The 16,597-nt window shown below is 49.5% G+C and carries 12 protein-coding genes; 1 reads left to right on the top strand and 11 read right to left on the bottom strand.

All coding sequences use genetic code 11. From position 1 onward, the window contains the following. The 10 genes from VGM48_RS08720 to VGM48_RS08675 are packed head-to-tail and all read right to left on the bottom strand — an operon-like array spanning position 1 to position 12,151. Complete coding sequence (locus VGM48_RS08720; protein ID WP_331578093.1) at positions 1 to 1,920, bottom strand: alginate lyase family protein; 1,920 nt, start codon at positions 1,918 to 1,920, stop codon at positions 1 to 3. Continuing rightward, on the bottom strand, positions 1,917 to 3,002 hold the full coding sequence (locus tag VGM48_RS08715) for a glycosyltransferase family 4 protein (RefSeq protein ID WP_331578091.1): 1,086 nt from the start codon (positions 3,000 to 3,002) through the stop codon (positions 1,917 to 1,919). The genes VGM48_RS08720 and VGM48_RS08715 overlap by 4 nt, the downstream gene beginning before the upstream one ends. Further along, the gene (locus VGM48_RS08710; RefSeq protein WP_331578089.1) at positions 2,999 to 4,069 is read right to left on the bottom strand and encodes a glycosyltransferase; all 1,071 of its coding nucleotides are present in this window, start codon (positions 4,067 to 4,069) and stop codon (positions 2,999 to 3,001) included. Before VGM48_RS08710 ends, VGM48_RS08715 begins: the two co-directional genes overlap by 4 nt. Further along, complete coding sequence (locus tag VGM48_RS08705) at positions 4,048 to 4,971, bottom strand: glycosyltransferase family A protein (RefSeq protein ID WP_331578087.1); 924 nt, start codon at positions 4,969 to 4,971, stop codon at positions 4,048 to 4,050. The genes VGM48_RS08710 and VGM48_RS08705 overlap by 22 nt, the downstream gene beginning before the upstream one ends. Further along, entirely contained in the window at positions 4,968 to 5,894 is a 927-nt protein-coding gene (locus VGM48_RS08700) for a glycosyltransferase (protein ID WP_331578085.1), read from the bottom strand. Before VGM48_RS08700 ends, VGM48_RS08705 begins: the two co-directional genes overlap by 4 nt. Continuing rightward, positions 5,870 to 7,228, bottom strand: coding sequence for a hypothetical protein (locus tag VGM48_RS08695; protein ID WP_331578083.1), 1,359 nt, complete (start codon positions 7,226 to 7,228; stop codon positions 5,870 to 5,872). Before VGM48_RS08695 ends, VGM48_RS08700 begins: the two co-directional genes overlap by 25 nt. Positions 7,229 to 7,239: 11 nt before the next feature. Then, positions 7,240 to 8,424 (bottom strand): glycosyltransferase family 4 protein, encoded by a 1,185-nt coding sequence (locus tag VGM48_RS08690; protein WP_331578081.1) that lies wholly within the window; start codon positions 8,422 to 8,424, stop codon positions 7,240 to 7,242. Next, positions 8,415 to 8,984, bottom strand: coding sequence for a UpxY family transcription antiterminator (locus tag VGM48_RS08685; protein WP_331578079.1), 570 nt, complete (start codon positions 8,982 to 8,984; stop codon positions 8,415 to 8,417). Before VGM48_RS08685 ends, VGM48_RS08690 begins: the two co-directional genes overlap by 10 nt. Before the next feature lie 44 nt (positions 8,985 to 9,028). Then, positions 9,029 to 11,362, bottom strand: a complete 2,334-nt coding sequence (locus VGM48_RS08680) for a GumC family protein (RefSeq protein ID WP_331578077.1) — start codon at positions 11,360 to 11,362, stop codon at positions 9,029 to 9,031. Between the two features lie 9 nt (positions 11,363 to 11,371). Further along, the gene (locus VGM48_RS08675) at positions 11,372 to 12,151 is read right to left on the bottom strand and encodes a polysaccharide biosynthesis/export family protein (RefSeq protein WP_331578075.1); all 780 of its coding nucleotides are present in this window, start codon (positions 12,149 to 12,151) and stop codon (positions 11,372 to 11,374) included. A 947-nt stretch (positions 12,152 to 13,098) separates the two neighbouring features. On the opposite strand from VGM48_RS08675, the gene VGM48_RS08670 reads away from it, so the two are divergent. After that, positions 13,099 to 14,004 (top strand): hypothetical protein, encoded by a 906-nt coding sequence (locus VGM48_RS08670; RefSeq protein WP_331578073.1) that lies wholly within the window; start codon positions 13,099 to 13,101, stop codon positions 14,002 to 14,004. Between the two features lie 53 nt (positions 14,005 to 14,057). Here VGM48_RS08670 and VGM48_RS08665 read toward each other — a convergent pair whose 3' ends face one another. Further along, positions 14,058 to 16,505 (bottom strand): ABC transporter permease, encoded by a 2,448-nt coding sequence (locus tag VGM48_RS08665; protein WP_331578071.1) that lies wholly within the window; start codon positions 16,503 to 16,505, stop codon positions 14,058 to 14,060. Between the last annotated feature and the right edge of the window lie 92 nt (positions 16,506 to 16,597).

Genomic DNA, 16,597 nt, shown 5'->3' with positions numbered 1-16,597 from the left:
TTAGGAAAACGCCAGCTCAGTTCTTAGTTGCAGGGAGCTGGTGCAAGGCATGGCGCCGATGATCACCGGCGAGGGTATTTTTTTGTAAAATCTGTCCGAGTACCAACCCAGGTGGGGGTTCAAAGATCCTTTTACAACCGACCATTGCATCTGGCTGTCCAGTTGCATCACGACCTTCCTGTCTGCAAATGAGATCACCGAGTGATGGCCGTCGAGCTTACAGTCCACGGCGGGATGCAGATGAAAGGGCATTTCGAGACCAATTGGTTTGCCGCCTTTTGCTTCGATATAGTCCGTAATGACTATTTTATCATCGGCCTTCAGGAATTCGAGTCTTCTTGTATGCTGAATGTGGCATTTTTTGTACCCGGTGTGCGTGGCCATTACATGGTCATAATCAGCCGACAGGCTATAATCCTTTACGAGGACCTTATAATGGTTGAGCCATAGGGTAGGGCCTACAAAGTCGGCCTGGTCCATTCCACGGATGCCGATGGTATTGTGCGCCCGGGTGCTGACGAAATAGTGTCGCCATTCGGCATCGGTGTGATAACAATAGGTGCCCGGATCGATGAGAAAGGGGTGCCCGTCGAGATATACTACAAAGGAAAGTACATCGGCATGTGCGTGTGCGGCGATGGACAAATAGCCCAGCGGGGCGGCATCGAAGTGGCAGTAGATCTCTCTGCCCGGAGCGGTTTGTTTCCTGAAGATGAAATGGCCTTCATCGGGGTAGAACTTCGAAGACCTTACCGTTTCCGTTCCGTTGCTTTTTGCCGATGCGGCCTGCGCTTTGATGCCAAACAACAGCCGGTTCTTCTGATCGGCTTCCGGTCCGCCGCGCCAATAGTCCGGATCGTTGAAATAGATGGCGCCCGCCTGTAAAAGGGAGATAAAATTGTTATCGTGAAGGTCTTCATTGAGCAGGAAGACCCGGCCGTCATCTTCGTCGCCATATTTCGGGAACTGTCCGTTAATGGTCAATAAATGACCGATATAGCTTAGAATGGACCTGAACCGGTCCCGGAACGCGGTCGAGAAGGCGTTGGTGGTATTGTCCCCGGTAACCAGGGCGATCAGCAGGAAATCGGTGATGAATTGGATGTACTCCGCCGCCTCTTCCCGGTTGATGCCGTTGGCCGAGTGTTGCTGGACGATCTCCCTTTCCAGCCCGCGTTTTGCATAGTCTTTCCAGTCATTGCTTTCGGTAAAGGTCCATTTGCTGGCAGCTACGAACAAACCGGCGTATTCGGCGATGAGGTGGTTATTTGCCGATGAATGCAGGGAGGGGTGTGCATAGGAGAATTTACAATGCTGGTAAATGGAAGGAACCCAGGTGTCGTTCACGAATGCTCTGAAGAATGTATTCCGGTGGGCGATCTCCTCCACGCGTAAAATTTCCCAGGTAAGGAACCAGTTGATCAGCCTGATATTGATCTCGATATTGCTGTACCAGTTGATCCCGACCAGGTAGGGGTTCTTTTCGACCCAGTCGCTCACCAGGCGCATGATCAGGGTAAGATAATGAACGTCTCTGGTCTTCCTGTACAAGAGGGCAAGACGGGGGAGGAAGAGCATTCTATTCAGTTCCCAGACATGTTTTGCGCTGCCGGAGGTTCCCGTGCGGATATCGATGTCTTTTGCATACTTTACCGGGAAGCGGCACTTGTTGAGTACGTCGAAGGACCAGTCCCTGATCTCGGCTGGATGCACCGGTATACCGAAGATATCGATATGCTCTGTCGCGGAAAAGAGCTCGTCGGTAAGCGGCAGTATCGCTGCAACGGTGGTAAAGTCAACGGCTGCGCTGTGTACACCCATTTCCCTTTTCAGGGTTATGGATTGTCGCCGCTGGGCGGCCCGATACACCAGTTCGGGCAGGGTCATCGACCTGAGTCTTTGTAAATGCCAGGAGTTCATGATAACAGTGAGGAATATACCGATGCGAGCTGTGGTTCGACGGACCCGGGATAATAGTCTTCGATCAGTTGCATGGAGCCCGCGCCGTGCCGTTTTATATTCTCCGGATCGTTGATGTAGTACAATATCGCATCGAGCAGGGCTCCCTGGTCGCCGGGGCGATGGAGCCAGCCGTTGAGACCGGGTTGGACGATCTCGGGGATTCCGCCGACGGTCGTCGAGATGACCGGTGTCCCATAGCTCATGGCCTCGAGCACCGCCACCGGCGAGCCTTCATAATAGGAAGGCAGAACGAATACATCGGAAAACTCCAACAGGTGGGCTTTTTCACTGCCGGTGACCCACCCTTTAAACTCGACCATCTCGCCGAGACCGGCTGTTTCGATCATTTTGATCAATTGCCCGGTCTGGCCGTTGCCGCCTATGAACAATTTGATCCGGTTGGATAACTCTGCCCGATGGTCTTTCAGCACCTGTAGCAGGTCGAAGATCCCTTTATTGGGATGGATCATCCCCAGGAACAGAAAATAGACCAATCCGTTCTTTGTACCGGCGTGGAGGCTGCCGCCGGGCTGGTGGGGTGTCACGATGTTGTTGATCTTGTGAACCTGGGTCAACTGAAAAGATGTCTCAAAATAGGTTTTCCATGAACCGGAGACCACCAGGGTTACATCATTCAGTTTTAAGAAAAACCGGATCAGCCTTTTTACGAGGACATTGCTGTTATCATAGAAGCGACCGAAATTTCCCGAATGAATGTGATTGATCGTCTTTTTGCGAAAGATCCCCTTTGCGATACAGGCAACGATCAACTTCCGGTAAAAGCTGCCCTGCTTGGAGGAGTGGATGTGCACCACTTTTATATCCGGGTGTGTTGACAGGAAGCCGATCAGTCTTCCCAGTTGCCTGATGAAATACAACGCTTTTAAGAGGTTATTTTTTAGTGGCTTATGGCTCGCTATGAAATTGAATTCCTCGTAAAGGGCTTTGTGCACGGCTATTACGGCGCCAATGCCCCCTCTGTGATCCCGGTAGTCGGGGCCCACCAGCAACACATGCCCTGCTATCGACTTTGCTATCATGAGGTTACTCTGTTCAGGCGGGAATAATGATGCAGGTATTCGAAGGCGGTGCGGTGGATCGAGTATCTGCCGACCGCCAGTTCGTGGGAGGCCTCACAGCGCTGTTGCATCTTGCCTTCCTGCATCGCGGCTATCACTTTCCGGATGGTGCCGGCCAGATCGTCTTCGTCGCCGGACCTGAACAGATAGCCGCCGGGCATCCCGCTCAGGATCTCCGCCGGACCGGCATGATCGGAAGCAATTACCGGCAAGCCAGCCGCAATGCCCTCCAGCACGGTCAAACCAAACCCCTCCGACAACGACGGCTGGATGAGGATATGGTAAGAAGAAAGCCGCTCGTAGATCCATTCCCGGCTTCTTTCCCCTAAGAAAGATACATGCCCGTTTAGTTTTAAGGATTTGGCCAGGGATTGCAGATAGGGGAGAGAGGGGCCCGAACCAATCAGATCGAGATAGATATTGTCCCGCTTTTCGGTAACGATCAATTTGTGCAGCGCCTTTAGCAGTATATGCTGCCCCTTTGTCTCATGGATCATTCTGCCTACCTGCACGATCCTGACCGGCATACTTGTTTCGAACCCGTAATCCATTTTCGGAAAGATATCGGCGAAGTTGATGCCGTTCAGCACGACGGGCGACCGGATGCCGACCCTCGCCCGGATATCGTTTGATACGGCGTTTGATATGGAATACACCTTTCTATATTTTTTCAAATGCGTCGTGACCGCCTTCAGGCAATGGATCGTAAGCACGGTCCTTTTCCGCCAGATCGGCAGTAAGCCGATGATATTTTGATTATGACAGTGGATGACCGTAGGCCGGATCTTGAGCAGGAGGCCCCAAAGCCTGACCAGGAACGACAGCGATTTTTTATCCCCTTCTTTCCGGTGTAAAGAATAGAAATGGACGTTCTGATTGATCCTGGCCACCAGGTCCATACTATATTTCTTATTGATGAGTATGATGGTGACATCTGCCATGGACGCCTGTTCATTGGCAATGTCGATCAGCATGTTCTCCGAGCCACCCGACTCAAGGGTAAATATCAAGTGAACGATCCTTTCCATGATCTATGTTTTAAGGCCGACCAGGCAATAATCAATTTCCTGATCAAAAGAGGGGGAATGAGCAAGATGAGTGAACCGGCCAGTTTTATCATTGGCCTGTCGCTATATTTAAGCATCCGGTAGCTGTCCTTTTTTCTGTTACAGGCCACTCCGAGCATTACCGTAGCCAGCAGCTTATTTGATAACGCTTTTGAATGAAAGAGCAGCAGGTCTTTATGGTGCAGCGCATAATACGACTGCTTCGACTCGAATTTTGCCGTTATGATGGCAATATCCTGCAAGCGGGAGGCGTGGGTAAGGCTGTCCGGCCGGTCTCTTTCCCGTTCGGCCGCTATAAAGGTCGCCAGCAGCTGAGGGGTGGTTGCTTTAAAAACACGGAGCCAGTTGAGATATTCATACATCCGGAATTTTTCAAAGAAGAGGGTTCTTTTCATGATATCGGCGGCCACCACATGGGTGAAATCGCCGACGATCGTTCCTTTGATCCAGTCTTCATAGTGGATATGCCTGCATTGAACGGCATTCCTGCACTCTTCCAGCCGGTCGGAGACCCAAAATAAATAATGATGATAGTGCGGGTTTGAATTTATCGTCTCACAAATGCGGCTGAGGCAGCCGTCCACCAGCTTGTCATCGCTGTCCAGGAACAGGATAAATTTTCCCGAGGCTCGTTCGATGCCGCGGTTCCGGGTGTAATTGACGCCCAAATTGGCGGGATTGCTGATCACGATCATGTCCGGGTAGCGTGCCTGCAGCTTGTCGAGCAACTCAGCGGTCCGGTCGGAGGAGCCGTCGTCGACGACGATCAGCTCCATGCCGGCAAATTGTTGCTGCATGACGCTTTCGATGCAGGCGGTCAACGAGTCCGCCCTGTTATATGTGGGGATCACTACACTGATCACGGCGCGGCATGTTGTTTATGAAAGAGGATGTTATATAGTGTTTGAAAACTTCTTTTGAGAAACCAGCGGGCATACGTAAAAGGCATTCGCAGCAAGGACCACAGCTCGCCGGTATTTATTCCCGTCCGGCTGGGAAGGATGGATCGAACGGGCACCCATTTTCCAAAACTCAGGATATGGTTGAGCCTGTATCTAAAGGCAAATGGCAGGACGTGCAGGAGGAGTTTATCGAACATATGGTAACGCAGTTGGACAGCGGTTCGTTCGCGGCGTTGTACGCGGCGGTTGCTGCTCAACTTGTGGCCGGCATGCTCCAGATAGTAGCCCAGGACGGAAGCCGCTTTGGCCAGGGGGAGCCGGCGGATCACCCGCAATTGAAACTCATAGTCGGACACCAGGCGAAACTGCTCGTCAAAATATCCTAATTCTTTATGGATCGTCTTTCGCCACATGGGAAAACAGCCGATAATGTGTCGCCGGAATGCTTCTTTTATACAGCGGTCATACTCCGGGTATTGATATAATTTATCCGCATTGGGGCCATAGGTACGGGTGCCATAAAAGTCGCCATAGGAGAGGGCTGCATTAGTTTGTTCCAGGGCGTTTTTTTGAGCGAGCAAGGAGTCGGGTGTCCGGATATCGTCTACGTTCCACACGGCGAGATATTCGCCTGATGCCGCGTCGATTGCCCGATTCCAGGAGGCGTACAGTCCCTCCCTTTTTACAACGATGTGAACGAGATTAATGCGCGGTTGCGTGAAATTATTGATCATATCCAACTCTTCAGCGGTGGGGTCATTGTGAACGAGGATGAGCTCGCACTCGTCAATATTTTTTATCCTGGAGTAATGCAACAGGAAATCCTGCAGGAAGGCGGTGCATCTGTACAGGGATGTAATTACCGAGATGTGGATACCGGGCATAATTTTCCGGGGTTGACGCGATGTACCGTTAATCTGAAATAATAAGCTGCATACAACATGGTCATGCACATGGTAAAGGGCATGGCGATGACACTGCCGTAGAGGGAGGATATAAACAGGCTGACGATGTAAAAGATGCCCGTCTGCATATATGGATTACGTCTTTGCATGAAGAATTCCTTTAAGAGTGTCAGGTGAAGGAAAATAAAGATCAGTGATCCCACGATGCCAAGCTGCAGGAGCATACTTGCCCAAACGATATCGATGTTGGCGATCTGGGAGATATTCCCATCCTCATCCGGGGCACCCACATAAAACCGCAGGTTTCTTGCTTTTTTGGAGTCATCGGTCATCAGGCCAATTCCAAAGAAGACGCGGGTCTGGTTTTTCGATACAAAGTCCAGCCGTTCCATAAAAAGCATTTCTCTGAACTCTGTGGTCGACAGATCGCTCAAGGACACGTTTTGAAATTGTTCGGTCTGCCGGTTCAGGGACGTTTTTCCGATGTCTTCGAGTCCTTTTGAGAGGCGGTTGTTCAGAAAGCTATCCGCGCCGATCAGTATTCCAATGGAGAGGGTGCAATAGATGATCGCGTTACCCAGCCTGAGCTTGTTATTGAAGATCAGGTACAGGAAAAAGGAAAACAGCACGGCGATCATCAGATTCCTGTGCTGGGTGAGCAGCACGGCCAGCACATTGATGCCCAGCAGGATCTTCCGGAACCGGATGTGGAAGGTATGTTGCGGGTAGAAAAGAAAGAACAGTACGGGGCAGATAAATACCGGTACATTATAATACCGGGATACAATTCCCAATTGCAGGTCTTCGTCAAGGTCCGACACGACCTTATTGAGGATACCCACGTGCAGCAGCGGTTGAAGGCAATACAAAACGGAAGCGATGGATGTGGCATATACCACCCCTTTCCATATTTTTTCGAAATCCGCCGGCTGCAGCGGAAGGAAAAGGAACAGGCTGATAAAGAAGATGAAATTGCGAAATACCCTGAGCGCTACGCTGACCTCGATCTCTTTCACGAAAATGCTGTACAACAACAGCACCACCAGGAACGAGCAATACAGCACCAGTATTCTGAAATGCTTCCATGCAAATAACCCGGCGAGGATCTGGGGTTTGATCAGGACGATGATGCCGGTGAAGAGAAGTACCCAGTCATAGGCTTTCCGGACTCCCAGCGGCGGCATCGCCATCCATTGCACGGGGATAATCTGAAATCCCGCCGTTGCCAGGAAGAACAATAGAAATGCCGCCAGCCACGCTCTGCCACTTAAATAACAATAAATGGCAGGCAACAGGAAACACAGTCCTATCATAGGCTGGGTTTTTAGTTGTTGTAAAATGGGAAAGGCAAAACGTCGGCATACTTTTTTACCAGCTGTTGCAAGGATGCTACCGCCTTTTTGCCGATGGCCTCCCAATTCAGGTCATTTTTATAGTGGTCGAAGGCCTGCCAGCAGAAGGCTTCGTACAGCTCTTCGTCATGCCACAGCGTGGCGATCCTTTTGGCGACCTCCTCCACGAATTCTTTCTTGCTGAGGCAATAGCCTGTTACCTTATCGATGACAACCGACGGACAACCGCCCACATCGGTGGTAATGACCGGCAACCCATAGGAGGCGGCCTCAGAAAAAACCACGGGCGTACAATCCGCGAGGGTAGGGAGGAGGAAGAAAGCGGCATTTTCATATAAGCTGCGCAATTGCCTTACCCCTGCCGGTTTGTCTTTGGAAATAAATGGGTAGTAAATAACAAAAGGAGGCAGCGAAATCCCAGGCGGTACCCGGAATCCCGCCATCGTGATCGTGGCCGGCATACCCAGATCATTCAACCGGGCGATCGTTTCAATGGCTATAGCTGCCCCCTTTCTGTCCCAATCGACCCCGAGGAAGAGAAAATTCTTTTGACGTGCCTTTTTTCGGCGATTGATCAGCATTTGCATATCTGCCGGTGATAGGGCGGACTCCAAATTTGGTCCGAAGCCCAGCTGCCTGATCTTTGCCGGATTTGCTTTATACCCGGTTACGGCGCTTTTCCTGGCCCATTCAGATGTATAAAAGATGAGATCGGCATTGTGAATGGCCTTTTCTTCAGCTTTATTCCCTTCCAGGAGGCTTTGAGGCCACAATTTATCCTTATCGGCATATAACCGCATGAGACCGTCGTAGGTGGCATCCGTGTAGAAAGCGATGGGCTTGTCGGACCGTAGAAAGCTGACGGGAAGGGACCCTGCCGCGAAAATGAGATCATATTGCCGGCCGGCCAGAAGCCGGGACGCCTTATCGGCCATTTTTTGTAAGTAGCTGTTATCCCGTTCGGGCTGCTGGATCTTGCGCCAGCACAGCCTGATCAGCCGGCGTCTGATGCGTTGCGCCAGGGAGAATTTAACCGAACAATCGATCCTGATCAGCTGGATACCCTGCTGCTCCAGGCTTTTGGCCAGATAGTAGCCAAGTCCGGACCAGTTGCGGACATCCGTGGAATCATAGTTTGTCAAAAAAGCTACGCGCATAGATACGGCATTACGAAGGCGAGAGCCGTGCAGACCGGTTGTAATAACCCTTCTGCATCGATGTGTATCTTTTCAATATGTGATTTGTGCACATGGGCGTGCAGGGAATAGCCCAGTGAAGGCAGGAGTACTTTTACATAGTTGTATTGCACTTCCACCACCTTTCCTTCCCGTTCGATCAGGGGTCCATAGATGACCTTTACGTCATCGTTTACATTGACCTCGATCTTTTCGAGGCTTACGTTGGAATAATCATTTAGGAATTTCTTCAACGACTCTATTTCCGAGTCCCGGATGACGGCGGGTTTGCCCAACCAGTGAACGAGGTTCAAAACACCATCGGTCTCTTTGATCATTATATGTTCCGATTCTTGTGCACGAACGAATACATAAGAGGCGATCAGGGGTTCGTCAATGACCTTTTTCCGGTCGGACCACCGCCGTTCCACCCTGTTGAGCGGACAATAATTCTCCACGTTTTTGCTGTTAAATAACTTTGCTACCTTTTTTTCCCACCTGGGCCTGGTGTACACGGCCAGCCAATGTTTCTCACAATGCATAAAAAAAGTGTTGATGAATTAACTGGAATTGTTTACAGCGATGCTCAAACGCGGTTCTTTTGGATCGTCAGGTTTTCTTTTTTTGCTTTTGTTTCCTTGTAAACATAGCCATAGCCATAACCATACCCATAGTGATACTTGCCAAAACCCCTTGGGCGGATATCATTGAATACAAGGGCGATGTTCATCAACTGGTGGTTCTGGTCGAGTCTTTGGATAAACACTTTCGGCGTATATTTATGTCTGACTACATATAATGTGATATCGCATTGAGAAGACAATATGTAAGCATCGGTTATTGAACTGGTGGGTGCCGTGTCGATGATGACATAGTCGAAGGCGTCGCTTAAATAATCGACCAGGTTGTTTATCCGGCCATTTTCAAGCAGTTCGGAAAAGTGATTGTCGGGGAGTTTCCCAGCCGGGAGCACGAACAGCCTGTCGAGTTTACTATATGGCTTGATGATGCTTTCCAGATGGCATTTATCCTGTAAATAATCGGCGATGCCGGGGTAGGAGGGGATATTCAGTTTGTTGCTGATGTTCGGATTGTTGATATCCAGTTCCAGCAGGGCCACCGATTTTCCGGTGAGTGCGAAGGTCATGCCAAGGTTCAGGGCAATAAAGCTCTTCCCTTCCCCGGCTATTGTAGACGTTACTAATATCTTCCGGTAATTCGTCTTGTTCTTATTGAGTGAAAGGGACACCCGAAGTTGCCTGAATTGTTCGGCGATAAATGTTCTTGCATTCTTTCCGATGACGATGGGGGTAACGGACTTATTATGCATGATCTCGCCGATGACGGGATGGATGGTCAGGTTTTCGATCTCGTGTCTGAACAATATCTTGCTGCTGAAGGTTTCCTTGACGGTGATGATTGCCATGCCGACAAGGATAGGAATGGCAAACGCGAGCAGATATATTCTTTTTGACTTTGGACTAACCGGATGGTCCGTGGACTCTGCATTGTCAACAATGGTTGTACCGGGGATGGATGCGGCGTAGGAGAGCGCCAGGTCCTCGCGTTTTTCCAGCAGGAATGTATAAATACCGCTGATGATGGATCGTTGCCGGTTGATATCTACCAGTTGCTTTTCCCGTTGCGGAATATTCCGGATGGCTGAGGAATAGGTGTCGTTGGTGGAACGGAGGTTTTGCTTCCGGGCCTGCAGCGTTTTGCGCTGGCTCCGGATGTTCTCTAGAATGCTGGGTTGGATCTTCTTTATCTGGCTGTTTATCGCAAGCAGGGCGGTCGACTTCGGCCCTTCCGTATTTTTCAGCTTTTCATATTCCAATTCCGCATTATACAGTAAATTCAGCAGGTTTGACAGAATGGGATCGTCGACTCCAAGGGTTCCCGGGACGATCCCGGCCTTATTGTCCTTTTTGAGAACGTAGTCTTCGACCTGGTCCAGAACGGCCAGTTGCATGCTGATCTCACTTATCTTCTGATCGTTGTCGCTCACATTCTTCAGGAACAGCCCGCCTTCCGCGCCTATATCGATGGAACCCGTACTTTCTTTGTATGACTGGATCTGGTGTTCGATGGAATCGAGGTCCTTCGACACATGTTCCAGCCGCTGCTTTACGAAAAACAGGGTATTGGAGGCAAGGGTATTCTTGTTGTAGACCATCGCCTTATTATAGGCGGCCATTAATCCGTTGAGGATGTCTTCGCCCCGTTTGGGGACGGCGTCTTTCAGCAGCAACTCCAGGATCGTGGAGGATTTGCTGATGGAGGTCACCTCCAGGTGGTCCTTTATGTCCCAGACGACCGCGGAGGGATAAAACAGTGAAAAATAGTATTGATCGCTGTAGCTGCCGTCATGGCGGGGGTTGATTTTGAACCGGAGGCTGTCGGCGCCAACCTTTACCCAGGTATTGAGGGGGTAGCTGGCGCTACCGATCGTCACCTTTTGCAAGGTCCGGTTGAACTTGAAAAAGGTCTTTTCGGCGCCGGACAGATCATCGGGAGTTTTCGCTTCTATTCTCACCGGGGAGCTGACATAGGCGGGCAGGTCCCTGAACCGGCCCTCGGTAAAGACCTGGGCATACAGGTCAAGTTCTTTTACGACAGTGGACAACAGGGTTTTTGAAGAGATGACCTCGCTTTCATTCTCGATCAGCTTGGCGGCGTTGACCATCGTCATGAATTCGATGCCTTTGGAGTCTTCGGCCCCCTTGGTCTCGTCCTTTATCAATATTCTGGCAGAGGCCTCGAAAAGGGGCGTACTTAGCTCCAGGTAAAGCCAGGCCCCGGCCAATGACAGTAACAGAAGGATCAGAAAGTAGGGCCAGTAAACAACGTATCTTAACCATAACTGGTTAAGCTCCAATTTCTCCGGTTTTCCTTCCGCTTCTACTGAATGAATGTGCATACTCAAAAGTTAGCGTGAGAGAATGTCGAGAGCGATGACGGCAAAAGACAGGGCGCTGAACACGATGGGTATTAGATTCTGGGCCCTGGTGGCGCTGGAAACCTTTGCGCCGTTTGGTTCTATATATACTACGTCATTCGTCTTAAGGTAATAATAGGGCGAGTTCAGCAGATCGCTCGAGTTCAGGTTTATCCTGACTGTCACTTTCTTCTTGTTCTCCTCCCGGATCAGCAGCACATTATCCCTTCTTCCATAGATGGTCATGTCGCCGGCCATGCCGATGGCCTCCAGCAGGGATATTCTGGCATTGGGGATATTGAACACTGCGGGCCGCGCCACTTCGCCCAGTACGGTCACTTTAAAGTTCAAATGTCTTACCGTAACGAGCGGCTGCTTCAGTGATCCCTCTTCCAGCAGGACGCTGGTGAGCCATTCTTCCAGTTCCACGGGGGTGAGGTCCACTACCCTGATCTTGCCCAGTCGCGGGAATTTTATAAAGCCATCGGGACCGACCAGGTACCCGCTTACGGGGGAAATGGCGCTGTTATAACTTAAGGAGGTGAAGCCGACGGTATTGGGAATATTGTATTCGCTCGAAGCCTGGGGGCTCAGGCTGGTTACCGTAATGCTAAGAAGATCGTTGATCTCGATCATCGGCTTTGGGGCCTGATTGGAAGAGATGATCTCTGCGGGCCCCTGATTGGAGAAATAGGCCGTTTTTTTTGACGAAATGCAGGAAACGCCAAAGACAGTCACGATCAACAAAGGTAACATGCGGGTCATCATCATTGCAACGGGTTTTAGTCATTACGAATTGGAAACGGCTGCGCCAATCTCAGTTACATGCTGTACTGCGGCAGTTATAGTTCGTTATGCACGATTGATCTTCTGAACCGTTTGTGGTGGAGGTGACCCCGGATGTCTTACCATGGAATATTGAATTCTCGTGGGAGGGTGGATGATCCTGCAGACAAGGTATTGCGGATCCGCGAAAATAAAATTATGAAAGAGGTGTTTCAGATACTTATGTAACAAGTAGGCATTCAAGTTAGGTTTAGGTGAATTACTGAATATGTGTATGAAAGTAGAAACTAAAATGTTAATAAAAATGCCCAGTTTTGCCCACGGAGGCGTTTCCCGCGCCGATCCGCGGTTCCGGGGTCTTTGGGGAGTTTCGACAAACCCGGCTTTTCCCTTATGCAATTGGCGCGCCACTTCACTTTCCTGTGCTTTCATCAATTTTATATCTATGGTTACATAGTAGAAATACTATTAAAAAGATTTATATTTGTTTATCAGACCTTATCCTGCTACACCGTTCTACCGCCAAACTTTATCCTGCACAGTCAATCCGCGTTGCTTACTTCTTTTGCTTATTTCCATTGCTTACTTGTCCGGACATTTTATGGTTCTACTCAAGGCGATCCTCACCTTAATGAATAAAGCAGTTCCTTCAACAAAAGCTTATCGTTATGGAGTCCGAACACATACATCAGTTGAAGCTTTACATAGAAAGGATGCTTGGTCGAAGGGTCTTATCCTCTACCGATTGCCGTTATCTTTTTCACCATATCACACAGCAGCTCAATTTGACGCTTAGCTTCAATACGCTAAGACGATTTTTCAATTTGATGGACACCAAACATGCGCAGTCCGTTTACACATTGAACATACTCGCCGCTTATTGTGGTTTCGCCTCTTTTGATGATTTTGTGACGACTGTCAAGCGGAAACCTTTGAAAAGTAAGGAGCAGCAGAATACAGACCTTTTATTTTACGTGGTATCGCTTTTCAAAGAGACCGAAGTATCGGATGAGAATGATTTTACTTTTTTCTATTTTGTCAGACATACGATCACCTTTCTGGAATTTCATCCCGGACTGATCGATCAGTTTCAGCGGGAGATCGCCAAGACGAACAACGGACAGCTTTATTATTTCGAGCAGTTTATCCATACCGACCGGCTGAATGCTTTTTACGGGGATGGTTTACGGTTTTATCTGTATGAAAAGAAGAACCCGGAGGCGCAGATCTTCGGCAATTACCTGCTTTGTCTGCGGTATTGGCTGGTCATGGACGATAAGAACATGGAAAAGCATTGTCAGGCGGTGCTCCGGCATGATCTGAATAAAAACGGCTCACCCGCCACGGTTGCCCGCTACTTTGCCACGCAGCTGATCCAGGCAACTACGGCCGGTACCGACCCCGAGCTGATCCTGATCAGGGCGCGACAGTTCTATGCTACGGTAGCCATTGCCCTGGATAACTATGTATCGGTGTTCCGGTTCTATGGCACCATGGCCCATATCCTCGTGTTGACAAAGCAATATGAGGAGGCGCTTTTTTATATCGATGAATTCCTTAAATACAAGAAGAAGTACGTGTTGCCGCCGGCCGAGAACAGCCTGGCCGATTCGATCCATCTTTTCAAGTCCATCGCCCTGGTGCGTTCGGGTGAGAAGGCGACGGGGCGGGAATGGCTGGAATCCCTTGACCCCTGCAATTTTTACTTTTTGTCGAAGCAGTACCTTACGATCTTGTATCTGTCGATAAAGCAGGGACTGAAGAAGAGCCGATCGGAGGAAAAGCAGATACAATGCCTGGTGAAGAGTACCGGGTTTGCGAGGTTGCTGGAGTTGTGACCATTTGCCTTGCGACCGGCGAGACCTTAGCGGGCCCAGACATGCCATCGGGGCTACTCCGATCGTAAGCTCTTTACAGGATTTGCGATTGCGGCTTTTATGGCCTGGAAGCTGATCGTGGCGAGCGCAATGATTATCGCAAGAAGTCCGCCGGCGACAAATAACCACCAATCGATATTGATACGATAGGCATAATCCTGCAACCACTGGTGCATGTAATACCAGGCGATGGGTGTCGCGATGGCGAAGGCAATGGCGATCAGCAGGATAAATTCCTTTGAGAACAAATAAACGATATTTCCTGTGGTAGCGCCGAGTACTTTACGGATGCCCACTTCTTTTATTCGCTGCACTGCCATGAAGGAGGCTAGTCCATACAATCCAAGGCAGCTAAGGAATATCGCGATGCCTGCAAAGATCTTATACAGCTGCGCCAGCTGATTCTCCTGTTTGTAAAAGCTGTCGATCTTGTCATCGAGGAATCTATATTCATAGACAAAATTGGGGAATGTATGCTCCCATATTGTCCTGACGGATTCCAGCGTGGAGGAAATGTTTGTCGTCGCCAATTTTATTGCTGCTTGATTGTACATCACCATGTCGGTCGTGATGACCAACGGCGCCACCTTATCGTGTAGAGATCTGTCATTGAAATCTTTCAGTACACCGACAATTTTTGCCTGCATCTGATCACCCCAGAGGCTTATCTCCTTGTTCAAGATGTCTTCGGGATTTTTGAGTCCCAGGTTCTTCACAAAGGACTCGTTTACTATAAACTCACTCACCATGTTGGATTGCTGCAAATTTCTTCCGGCTAGCAGCGGTAATTTAAAGGTCCGGACATATTCGTTGTCGGCGAATTTGAGAATTGCTTTAAAATCCGCGTCTTTTGCGGCGTGGTTAAATTTGAATGTGCTCCACATATCATTGGCGTCTTCGACCGGGGTGTTGGAGCTGAAGCTTACCGCCTGTACGCCGTTTACCGACAATAGCTGTTTCTTTAGATAGTCCAGCCTGCTGAGCCGAAGGCTGTCCGTACGGAACGGGACATTTATAATTGCATCTTTGTCGAAGCCCAGCGGTTGATTCATGAAATAGTCCATTTGCTTTACGATGATGAATGTTCCGATGATCAGTGCCTGGGCAATCACGAATTGAAACACCACCAATCCTCTTCGCAAGGACATCCCCTTTCCGGCATTTGCCGTGCCTTTGCTCTTTAACGCATTAACAGGATTGAAGCGTGACAGAACGACGGAAGGATAAAAGCCGGCGAATGCGGTTACAACAGCCGTTACCCCCAATAGAAACAGAATGATCGAAGGGTCGTTCAAGATGTGGGAAGAGAGCGAAAGTTCTAAGAGATTGTTTACAGAAGGTACTGTAAGTGTTGTAATCAGGGTTGCAAGCAGTACAGCGATGGCGACGATCAGGAATGTCTCGATGATGAACTGGATCTGTAATTGTGATTTGTTGCTCCCCAGCACTTTTCTTACGCCAACCTCCTTTGCGCGGTTGACAGCCTGGGCGGTCGAGAGATTGATAAAGTTTATGCAGGCGATCAGCAGAATGAATGCCGCGATCAGCCACAAGACATTCAGCAATTGGCGGCTGATGGTTTTGTTGCTATAGTTGCCTGTTTGCGTATCATAATGCACCGCGCTTAGCGGTTGGATAATATGACTGTCCTTATCGTCGGGGGATTCCACCTTCCGGGAGAATGCACTTAGCTGCCGGTTTAGATTGCCGGCGGAAATATTCGATGGCAGCAGAACGTAACAGCCAAATCCTGAGTTTGTCCGGTCCTCCCAGTCGGTGGATCTTGCCATCATGCTACCGGTAAAGCCCGTTCCATACGCCACGACCAGTTTTAGCTGAAAGTCCGTGTTTACGGGGATGGTCGCGAGGATGCCTGAAACTTTCAGTCTTTCCGTGCCGTGCTCGAAGATATAGCCACCTGTTTCCAGTTTAATGGTTTTACCCATTGCCGTTTTCCAGTCACCGAAATATTTTTCTGCGATCTCTTTTGTGAGCAATACGTTGTTCGGGTCTTTTAAGGAGGCATACGAGCCCGCGAGCAACGGGAAATCAAACATGGTAAAGAAGGAAGGTCCGGTAAAGAATACGCCCCGCTGTTCTTTAAATGTTTTTACCGTCGTTCCGTTATTATCGGGGATCAGCAGCTGGTCATCCTGGCTCGCGAAGATCGGAGCTACCTGTTCGATTTGGGGAAAAGCCGTTTTCAATGCCCGGGGCAATGGGAAGGGGATGTCTTTTCCATATGAAACCGATGCTGCACCTGCGTGATGATATTCGGTCAGGACCCGATAGATCCGGTCTTTTTTTGCGTGAAAAGTGTCGAAGCCGGTTTGAAATTGTATGATGATAAAGATCATCATGCAGACGGCGATCCCAACGGCCAGTCCGGCGATGTTGATGATCGTGTAATTCCTGTTACGGATCAAACTTCTGAATGCGGTTTTGAAATAGTTTCTAAGCATGCTGATCTCTTTTATAACCGGGGCCTCATGGATATTTGAGGTTTCTAAGACCATGCCATTTTCCGTATTGGCTGATAATCATACATATAGGG

Source organism: Puia sp. (genome assembly GCF_036500295.1).
GTDB lineage: Bacteria > Bacteroidota > Bacteroidia > Chitinophagales > Chitinophagaceae > Puia.
Note: the sequence above shows the minus strand (reverse complement) of the source record. Positions and strands in the feature narration are given on the sequence as shown.